We start from the raw sequence: 5,299 nt of genomic DNA, 5'->3' as shown, positions 1-5,299 counted from the left end.
TAGTCACCTCGAAGGCTGCGCCATGCGCGCACTTGTTTCCACCCCGATCACGCCAAGCGTTTGATCTGACTGGTGAAAACGTGGGGAAACCTCAGCGTCAGGTTCACTTTCCCGAGATCGCGACGGGCGTCGACGGGAGCTTCCCCGTGGCAAATGTTGACCGCATGCGTTCTCCCTGCCGAGCGATGCTGTCGACATGGGCCGCGCACCACGATTCGACCTTCCCGGTGTGCCGCAGCACATCGTGCAGCGCGGCAACAACCGCGTGCCCTGCTTCCTGGATGACCGCAACCGGCTGGGCTACCTGTACCTGCTCCGCGGCGCCTTGCTCGCGACCGGGGTGCAGTTGCACGCTTACGTGCTGATGGACAACCACGTCCACCTGCTCGCAACGCCGCACGGACCGGGCGACCTGAGCCGGATAATGCAGAAATTGGGCGCCAGTACGTCGGCCTGTTCAATGCCCGCCACCGCCGCACCGGCACGCTTTGAGAAGGCCGTTACAAGGCCTGTCTGGTCGGCGACGCCCGTTACGTGCTGACCTGCCAGCGCTGCATCGAACTCAACCCGGTCCGGGCCCGGATCACCGACGATCCCCTGATGTATCGCTCGTCCAGCTGCGCTGCGCATCTGGGGCAGCGCGCCGGCTCGCTGCTGAAGCCCCACCCCGCCTGGCTTGCGCTGGATGCCGACCCCTCGCGGCGTGCCACCCTCTGGCGCAGCCTGCTGGACGAGGCGTTGCCAAACGAACAACTCGCCGAGATCCGCGAGTATCTGCAACAGCAACGCGCCCTGTGGCCGCGACGACTTCCGCGCGATGGTGGAAGCCAAGACCCGCCGCTTCGCGGGCACACGCCCTGCGCACCGCCCCTCAAAGCGGGGAAGTGAACCTGGCACCGTTGGTCAGGTTTACAGGGGGGCAGCGGCGGACCAGTTGGAATACCTTGTCGCGCTTGGAGTGATCTGCAGAGAACGCACGCTTGGAAACGAAATTCAGTTGTCTATGCAGGCCCGCCATGTGTTCCCAGCCACCGGTTTTTCCATCCTCGTGACGCCATGACGCACATTCCACAGCGTTTTTATTCGATTGTGGCCGCGACTTTCGCGGCCATGCTTATCGCTGCGTGTAGCCCAACACCTACGCCCGACCTAAATGAGATCAAGCTTTTGCGATCGGCTGCCTCTGACGAACCGATCGTGTACGGAATGGCTCCGCTTGATGGCTCACCTGAAGTTGTAGATGGATGCATTCGCTTTAGAGCACATGGCGGGGAGAGCTACGCGCTCGTTTTTCCTCACAACTACAGCCTAGGCGAGGAACATCGCAAAGTAGTCGTACGTGATGCTTCCGGAGAGCCCGCACTCACTGTCAGTGGTGATACGCAGATCGGAGGATCCGTCTTGTCCAAAGAATCCGCCGAAAAGATGATCCCTCGTGAATCGCTAGCTCTTTGCCCAGGACCATTTTTCCTGGTCAAGCCAGATCGAGAATGATATTTCTCTTGCATGCTGATTTCTCGTTGATGCTTTGCGTTGATACACGCGCTCCTTGGTAATCGCCCACTGCGTCGGGCGCGCCAATGAAGCCAGCTCGAGCCTGCACACAAACCTCGCAAGTCATGGCTGTTCGCTGTGACCGCCTGAAACCTGCCAGGGCTTTCAGGTTACATAGCTGGATCCACCGCCGCACGGCACACGGCAAGCGCCCTGCTGATGTGCTTCTCCACGGTCTTCACCGAGACGCCCATTTCGGCAGCGATCTCTGGATAGGTCAGACCGTCGGCGCGATGGAGCGCGAATGCCTTGCGGCATTTGGGTGGCAAGGCCTCGAGCGCCTGACTGGACAGGCGATGCAGTGCCCGGCGGGCGTCGACGATGTCTTCCACCGAAACGGCATCCGCCAGCAGCGGTTCAGTCAGATCCAGCGGTACGTGGCTGGATGCGTGGTGACCACGCTGCGTTCGCCAGTGTTCCCGCAACAGGTTCCATGCGATGCGATACATCAGCGATGCATGGCAGGCGATGTCGGGTGCCTCCCGGTAGACGAGCATTCGCAGTAACGCTTCTTGCGTGAGGTCAGCGGCCGTGTCCACATTGCGAATGCGCCGTTGCATGAAGTGCAGCAGGTCCGGTTGCAGATGCGTCAGCGCTGCATCGAATGCGGCGCGGCGGCGCGCCACCTCAGACGACACAACATCCTTGTTGTTGGACATACAAACCCTCCGGTGCGCTGTCGACATGCCCTGCCCGGCACATGCGATGCGCACGGCAAAGCCGCCCAGTCCCCCGATGCGGTCGGCACGCGTCTGTGCGGCGGAACAATGGTTTCTGCGGTCGTTGGACCGAATCTGGTCGCGGTACTACACGCACCGTCAGCACGCTAACGATTCAGAAGGCGCGCAGTGACTGTTGGTAGATCAGGCCCTGCACGAACTGTGCACGTAGGCGCGTCCATCAAGCCTGCGCCCTCGCCCCAAATTCAAGACGCAACCCGCAGCACGCGTCAGCGCGGCTGCGGGTTGCGTTGGGCTCAGTGCTGGTGCGCGCGGTGTTCGCCCTGCGGCGAGGAGGATGCAGTCACGTGCACGTTGTACAGCGGCGGCGTCTCCCGCACCCGCCGTCGTGCGGCCGGCGGATCAGTGAGGTACTGCGAATTCACCTGCTGGTGGAGTGCCTGCAGCGCCTGCGCACTATCGAAGATGGACGCGCCGGCCATTGCGATCGTGTTATCCGTGAATTCGGTGCCCGAAGTGCCGCTCAAGTGCAGCAGATCGCCTTGGGCAACCAGCATGTCGAGCAGGTTGGTCGCTTCATCGATCTGACGCAGCGTCATGCCGACCACATATTTCGCCCCGCCCGGTCCCGCCGCGACTGCCTCTTCGACATCGTCCTGGGCATCCACATCCTCAGCTTCGTCGTCACCGTCGTCGTCGTCGGCCTCATCTTGCTCAGCGCCCGGCTTGCCCTTCGCCTGCAGGCGCGCCGGCCAGACCACCGTATCGAGCACCAACTGCACCTGCTCGGCCAGCAGGTCCATGCAGCCCGCCAGCGCGGGGTGGTCGATTTCAGGCCCGTCCTCTTCCTCGTCCACGCGCGGCTCCGCCAAGCGTGACAGGAACACAATGTGCTGGTGCAGATTGCGCAACCGGGACTGGCCGTCCTCGGTCAGGAAATAGCCCAGCGCGCCGCGATCTTCCGTATCGAACTTCGACATCGTCTTCTCCTCGATCCATGAAGTGCCCGTCCGCCAGACGGAGGACGGGAAGTCGGGAGGTTCGAAACCGCTACGAGCCGGCGGGCGTATTTCCCCGAAGGGTGTTGTATTAGCCGCCCTCCCGACGCAGGCATCGCGTCGGTCCATGCCCGCAAGCGCACGGGCACAAAAAACCCACCAGATTGACGGAGGTGGGGACCGCTCGTAGAGGAGTTTCGACGCTCCTTGGGATTGAGTTTGCTACTCGAATGCAGCGAGGTCAAGGCAGCACCGCAAAAGCGGTCCACTTCTCGAATAAGCGGAGGCACTCCAGATTGGCCGGCTTCCTGTGCTCCCTACGTTTGGCTGTCTGACGCATCGCCAGTCTGGAGTTGCGCGGTCAACCAAGGAGCGGACATGCCGAGCTATTGCGTCAACAAGAATGAGCAGACGAACGGGGACCACGAAGTCCACGATCTGACACCTGGCACCTGCGATCACTTGCCGGACTCACGCAACCGCTTGGACCTGGGCTACCACTCAAGTTGCAGTTCTGCGGTGCTGCAGGCAAAGCAGACCTATCGGCAGTCGAACGGATGCAAACACTGCACTCCAACTTGTCACACAACATAGGCAACACGAGAACTGGCGCCCGCTGCGAAGCGGGCGCTTCTTCGGCGCTACATCGAACTCAACAAGAACTCGTCTGGATCACCGATGGCCGGCTGTATGACGCTGGTCCAGTTGCGCCGCCCACCCGGGCCAGCGCCGCGAATCCTTACTGACGCTACATCCAAAATGGATGCCCCGTACGCCGACCCTCACAAATACGCACGCCGCTGATGCCGCCTGCTCGATGAAGCTCTGACCGCCGAAGACCTCGACGCGATACTCCAGCAGGAAATGAATCTGGCACCGCTAATTCCCTCAGGCAGCGACCACATTCATGCCATCGTAGTCGGCGATCTCGAACTGCTCGGCGATGGCGTAAAGCGCTTCCACCCTCGCCTGCAGCGATTCCGGGGTGTGCTGCTCCAGCTTGTCCACCTGCAGCTAGAAGAACGGATCCTCTTCGTCGTCAGGCTCGGTGACGCCGACTAACGTATAGCCCAGCGACTCCATGTGCTGCGCCACCGGAAGCAGCGCATCGCCATCCTCATCGACAAAGAAGAACGACCAGCGGCAGACCTCGTCGATGCTCCAGATCTTGCCCGCCTCGATGTTCTTCTGCCGCGTATCGGAGAAGAACGCCTGCATCATTTCCACTGTAATCATGAAACCGGGCACGCCGTGCTGGCGTCTGGATCCGGCGCAGGGCGAGTATCGGGCATCAGCTGCTGCAAAGTGAACCTGGCACCGCTACTTCCATCCAAAGCGGGATAAGTGAACCTGCCGCTGCATCCCTCTAGCGAGAAGAATCGTCGCTGCATCCGCTCCAACGAATCCTGCACTCCCGCCCGCATTCCTCTTTCGCTGCGCTTGTCGCAGCACGGAGGCTATCTTCGATCGCCCATCGCGACCTGGATTCACTCGTCGCTACTGCAGCGCAGGAATTCAAGAACGTTGCTTCCTTGGCACAGACCACGCCGCCTCGCTCAACGCACATAGCGGTGGCAGCGGCCACCGCATCGGGTTCGGTCGTCAATCCTGTAACAAACCCGGTGTACTTATTGACTTCGCTTACTGCATACGCGCCCCATCTATCGCCGGGGCTGGGCCGTCTCGTGTCGCCGGTGCCGTGCGCCGGAACGAACACGCGATTGTATTCAGCCGACCCGGGCTGCTGGGCGCCGGCCGGAAATGCAGCACCGGCCGCGATCAAAACCGCCAGAACACAGTATCTGTCTAAGTTCCCTCTTAGCCTCATCTTCAATCTAATCCTTCTTATCCACGTGTTAGCTGAAGTTTCGGAACGTCTCTTGCTCAGGAAGTGAAACTAGCACAGTTACTATCGCTTCGCAGGCACGCGACCTGCGCATCGCCCATCAAAGCGGGATAAGTGAACCTGGCACTGAGGTTTCCCCACGTTTTCACCAGTCAGATCAAACGCTTGGCGTGATCGGGGTGGAAACAAGTGCGCGCATGGCGCAGCCTTCGAGGTGACTA

7 protein-coding genes are annotated in these 5,299 nt (G+C 61.1%); 3 read left to right on the top strand and 4 right to left on the bottom strand.

From position 1 onward, the window contains the following. Positions 1 to 196: 196 nt before the first annotated feature. The 3 genes from J2W68_RS17935 to J2W68_RS17925 all read left to right on the top strand — a co-directional run bounded on the left by J2W68_RS17935 (position 197) and on the right by J2W68_RS17925 (position 1,494). Positions 197 to 541 (top strand): transposase, encoded by a 345-nt coding sequence (locus J2W68_RS17935; protein ID WP_310238758.1) that lies wholly within the window; start codon positions 197 to 199, stop codon positions 539 to 541. Continuing rightward, positions 535 to 888, top strand: a complete 354-nt coding sequence (locus tag J2W68_RS17930; RefSeq protein WP_310238755.1) for a hypothetical protein — start codon at positions 535 to 537, stop codon at positions 886 to 888. The genes J2W68_RS17935 and J2W68_RS17930 overlap by 7 nt, the downstream gene beginning before the upstream one ends. 168 nt (positions 889 to 1,056) lie before the next feature. Beyond that, positions 1,057 to 1,494 carry a hypothetical protein gene (locus tag J2W68_RS17925; RefSeq protein ID WP_310238750.1) on the top strand — a complete coding sequence of 146 codons (438 nt, stop codon included), beginning with the start codon at positions 1,057 to 1,059 and terminating at the stop codon, positions 1,492 to 1,494. A 170-nt stretch (positions 1,495 to 1,664) separates the two neighbouring features. On the opposite strand, the gene J2W68_RS17920 is transcribed toward J2W68_RS17925, so the two are convergent. The 4 genes from J2W68_RS17920 to J2W68_RS18050 all read right to left on the bottom strand — a co-directional run bounded on the left by J2W68_RS17920 (position 1,665) and on the right by J2W68_RS18050 (position 5,060). Then, complete coding sequence (locus J2W68_RS17920) at positions 1,665 to 2,213, bottom strand: RNA polymerase sigma factor (RefSeq protein ID WP_310238748.1); 549 nt, start codon at positions 2,211 to 2,213, stop codon at positions 1,665 to 1,667. A gap of 317 nt (positions 2,214 to 2,530) precedes the next feature. After that, on the bottom strand, positions 2,531 to 3,214 hold the full coding sequence (locus J2W68_RS17915) for an XAC0095 family protein (RefSeq protein WP_310238746.1): 684 nt from the start codon (positions 3,212 to 3,214) through the stop codon (positions 2,531 to 2,533). Between the two features lie 1,032 nt (positions 3,215 to 4,246). Further along, complete coding sequence (locus J2W68_RS17910) at positions 4,247 to 4,468, bottom strand: hypothetical protein (RefSeq protein ID WP_310238744.1); 222 nt, start codon at positions 4,466 to 4,468, stop codon at positions 4,247 to 4,249. 130 nt (positions 4,469 to 4,598) lie between these two features. Beyond that, complete coding sequence (locus tag J2W68_RS18050) at positions 4,599 to 5,060, bottom strand: DUF4189 domain-containing protein (RefSeq protein ID WP_430539776.1); 462 nt, start codon at positions 5,058 to 5,060, stop codon at positions 4,599 to 4,601. Positions 5,061 to 5,299 lie beyond the last annotated feature (239 nt).

The organism is Luteimonas terrae (genome assembly GCF_031457535.1).
GTDB classification, from domain to species: Bacteria; Pseudomonadota; Gammaproteobacteria; order Xanthomonadales; family Xanthomonadaceae; genus Luteimonas; species Luteimonas terrae_A.
The sequence above is the reverse complement of the archived record's forward strand: the minus strand, read 5'-3'. Positions and strand labels throughout refer to the sequence as shown.

Bases quoted from the DNA above. Each gene is read 5' to 3' on its own strand.
- J2W68_RS17925 (WP_310238750.1), top strand. From the start codon at position 1,057: ATGACGCACATTCCACAGCGTTTTTATTCGATTGTGGCCGCGACTTTC.
- J2W68_RS18050 (WP_430539776.1), bottom strand. From the start codon at position 5,060: ATGAGGCTAAGAGGGAACTTAGACAGATACTGTGTTCTGGCGGTTTTG.
- J2W68_RS17915 (WP_310238746.1), bottom strand. From the start codon at position 3,214: ATGTCGAAGTTCGATACGGAAGATCGCGGCGCGCTGGGCTATTTCCTG.
- J2W68_RS17910 (WP_310238744.1), bottom strand. From the start codon at position 4,468: ATGATTACAGTGGAAATGATGCAGGCGTTCTTCTCCGATACGCGGCAG.
- J2W68_RS17935 (WP_310238758.1), top strand. From the start codon at position 197: ATGGGCCGCGCACCACGATTCGACCTTCCCGGTGTGCCGCAGCACATC.
- J2W68_RS17920 (WP_310238748.1), bottom strand. From the start codon at position 2,213: ATGTCCAACAACAAGGATGTTGTGTCGTCTGAGGTGGCGCGCCGCCGC.